General features: G+C 67.8%; 2 protein-coding genes and 4 tRNA genes. 1 reads left to right on the forward strand and 5 read right to left on the reverse strand.

The features are described 5' to 3' along the window. Nucleotides 1–23 precede the first annotated feature (23 nt). From ACFE99_RS25145 to ACFE99_RS25165, 5 genes are all read right to left on the reverse strand, one after another. Complete coding sequence (locus ACFE99_RS25145; protein ID WP_375489608.1) at nt 24–761, reverse strand: tyrosine-type recombinase/integrase; 738 nt, start codon at nt 759–761, stop codon at nt 24–26. Next, complete coding sequence (locus ACFE99_RS25150) at nt 743–1,063, reverse strand: hypothetical protein (protein WP_375489610.1); 321 nt, start codon at nt 1,061–1,063, stop codon at nt 743–745. Before ACFE99_RS25150 ends, ACFE99_RS25145 begins: the two co-directional genes overlap by 19 nt. A 110-nt stretch (nt 1,064–1,173) precedes the next feature. Then, a tRNA-Val gene (locus ACFE99_RS25155) sits at nt 1,174–1,248 on the reverse strand. Between the two features lie 17 nt (nt 1,249–1,265). After that, nucleotides 1,266–1,336: transfer RNA gene (locus ACFE99_RS25160), tRNA-Cys, on the reverse strand. A 28-nt stretch (nt 1,337–1,364) separates the two neighbouring features. Then, nucleotides 1,365–1,437: transfer RNA gene (locus ACFE99_RS25165), tRNA-Gly, on the reverse strand. Between the two features lie 170 nt (nt 1,438–1,607). Between ACFE99_RS25165 and ACFE99_RS25170 the strand changes: the two genes are divergently transcribed. Beyond that, nucleotides 1,608–1,679: transfer RNA gene (locus tag ACFE99_RS25170), tRNA-Val, on the forward strand. Nucleotides 1,680–1,959: the final 280 nt, after the last annotated feature.

Raw genomic sequence — 1,959 nt, forward strand, 5'->3', positions numbered from 1 at the left:
CCTGGGGCCCCCAGTCCCCCGCGTCAGCGGCTGACCGGGACCACCCGCGGCTTGCCGCCCTTGCCTTTGACGACGAGTTGCGCCAGACCGTTGATCTCCACCAGGTCGTTGGTGTGCACGACCGCGACCTCGGCGCGGCGCAAACCTGCCTCTGCGGCCAGCCGCAGCATCAGCCGCATCCGGGCATCAGCGTGGGCCAGCGCCGCATCCCAAGCCTGATCCGACGCGGGCCGCGGCGGTGCTTTGGGGACCCGCACGGTGGGCAGCGCGTCGGCGGGGTTGGTGGGCAGCCGGGCGAAACGTTGCGCCCAGCCGAAGAACCCCCGCACCCCGGCGCGATACGATTTGCGGCCCTCCGGTGTCCAGTGCTGTTGGCGGCCGAACCAGTCCAGCAGCATCGCCCCGGTAACCGACTCGGGGCGGCAGCGCAGGCCGCGGGCCACCTGGCAAAGCTGAAAGTACCGCAGCCGCATGGTTTCCGGGCGCTGCCCGGCCGCAGCCAAAGTTAGCAGGTACTCGTCGACCATTGGCGCCCAGGCCGGCGGGGCATAGGTGCGCCGCGGCGGCCCCGGCGGGGTGGGCTTCAGTCGCTCGATCAGGTAGGCGTCGACCACCCCGAGCGGCCCCAGCGCCAGCGTCACATTGTTGGTGTCGCACACGCGGAACACGTTGCCCGACTGGGACAGTCGCAGCCCGAGCCGCTGGGCGCGTCTGCGCGCGATGCGCGCTCGATTAGCGGTGTTCATTCCTCGTCGAGCCATGTGCTGGTGATGATGTCGGCGGCGGTGATCAGCGCGCGGGCCAGTCCGCGGGCCACTGACGGCGTCACCCCGTCCCGCGGCGGTTCCCAGTAGAAGATGGCGGGCGCGGTGCGCATCACCCGGCCGTCCACGGCACGGTCCTCCGCCGCGATCCACACATCATCAGACACCGGCCGTGTCCAGGTGCACACCGTGCCGCCCCCGCACTGATCGGTCAGTTCCTCCCACCGGGGTTCGGCGTCGGGCAGGCACCAGGGCGGCGGTGGGGTGGCGGGGCCGACATCGGTCAACGGTTCGCGCATCGCTAGCTACCTCTCATGGTTTGGTTGCTAGCGCGCCGACGGTCAGTTCACGTTTAGTTCACGAACCGGATTTAGCAGACCTAGTTACATCCCATTAGCTGCACAAACACTGGTGCGCGGTACTGGGATTGAACCAGCGACCTCTTCCGTGTCAGGGAAGCGCTCTCCCGCTGAGCTAACCGCGCCCGGGTCAAAGGATTTGAGGTGGAGACGGGAATCGAACCCGTGTGCACGGCTTTGCAGGCCGTTGCCTCACCACTCGGCCACTCCACCGCGGGGTTTGATGCCACTAGCACCTTCGAGCGGATGACGGGATTCGAACCCGCGACCCTCACCTTGGCAAGGTGATGCGCTACCAACTGCGCTACATCCGCGCGCAGCGGACGAGATCGTCGCCCGGTGCGAAGCACGACGATAGTCCACCTAAGCGGGCCCGCACAAATCTCTTGACACCTTCCGGTATACCTCAGGGCCGCCCATCCAGCGCTTTCTCATAACATGTCCGCCACGTGCTAACCTTCGACCTCGTCCGCCCCTCGGCAGGGGTCCTGTAGCTCAGCGGGAGAGCGTCCGCCTCACACGCGGAAGGTCGCTGGTTCGATCCCAGTCGGGACCACTTCAAAAATGCTGACCTTTCTTAGCCGCGCTTATCCTCTGCTCGAACCGTTCTTAGAACCGGAATGCCGGGGCCGGCATGTTGAAATGTGGCATCGCCGGAGCCGGCATCGCCGGGGCAGGCATGGCAGGCATCCGCGGAGCGGCGGGAGCCGGCATGGCGGGAATCCGCGGAGCCGCGGGGGCTGGCATGGCGGGGAACGCGGGAGCCCGGGGTGCGGGCAGATGCACCGGCGGCTCGGACGACCCCAGATTTGTAGGCGGCTGCGGCGCCGGCAGGT

The organism is uncultured Mycobacterium sp., assembly GCF_964249325.1.
In the GTDB taxonomy this organism is placed as follows: Bacteria; Actinomycetota; Actinomycetes; order Mycobacteriales; family Mycobacteriaceae; genus Mycobacterium.

Bases quoted from the DNA above. Each gene is read 5' to 3' on its own strand.
- ACFE99_RS25150 (WP_375489610.1), bottom strand. From the start codon at position 1,063: ATGCGCGAACCGTTGACCGATGTCGGCCCCGCCACCCCACCGCCGCCC.
- ACFE99_RS25145 (WP_375489608.1), bottom strand. From the start codon at position 761: ATGGCTCGACGAGGAATGAACACCGCTAATCGAGCGCGCATCGCGCGC.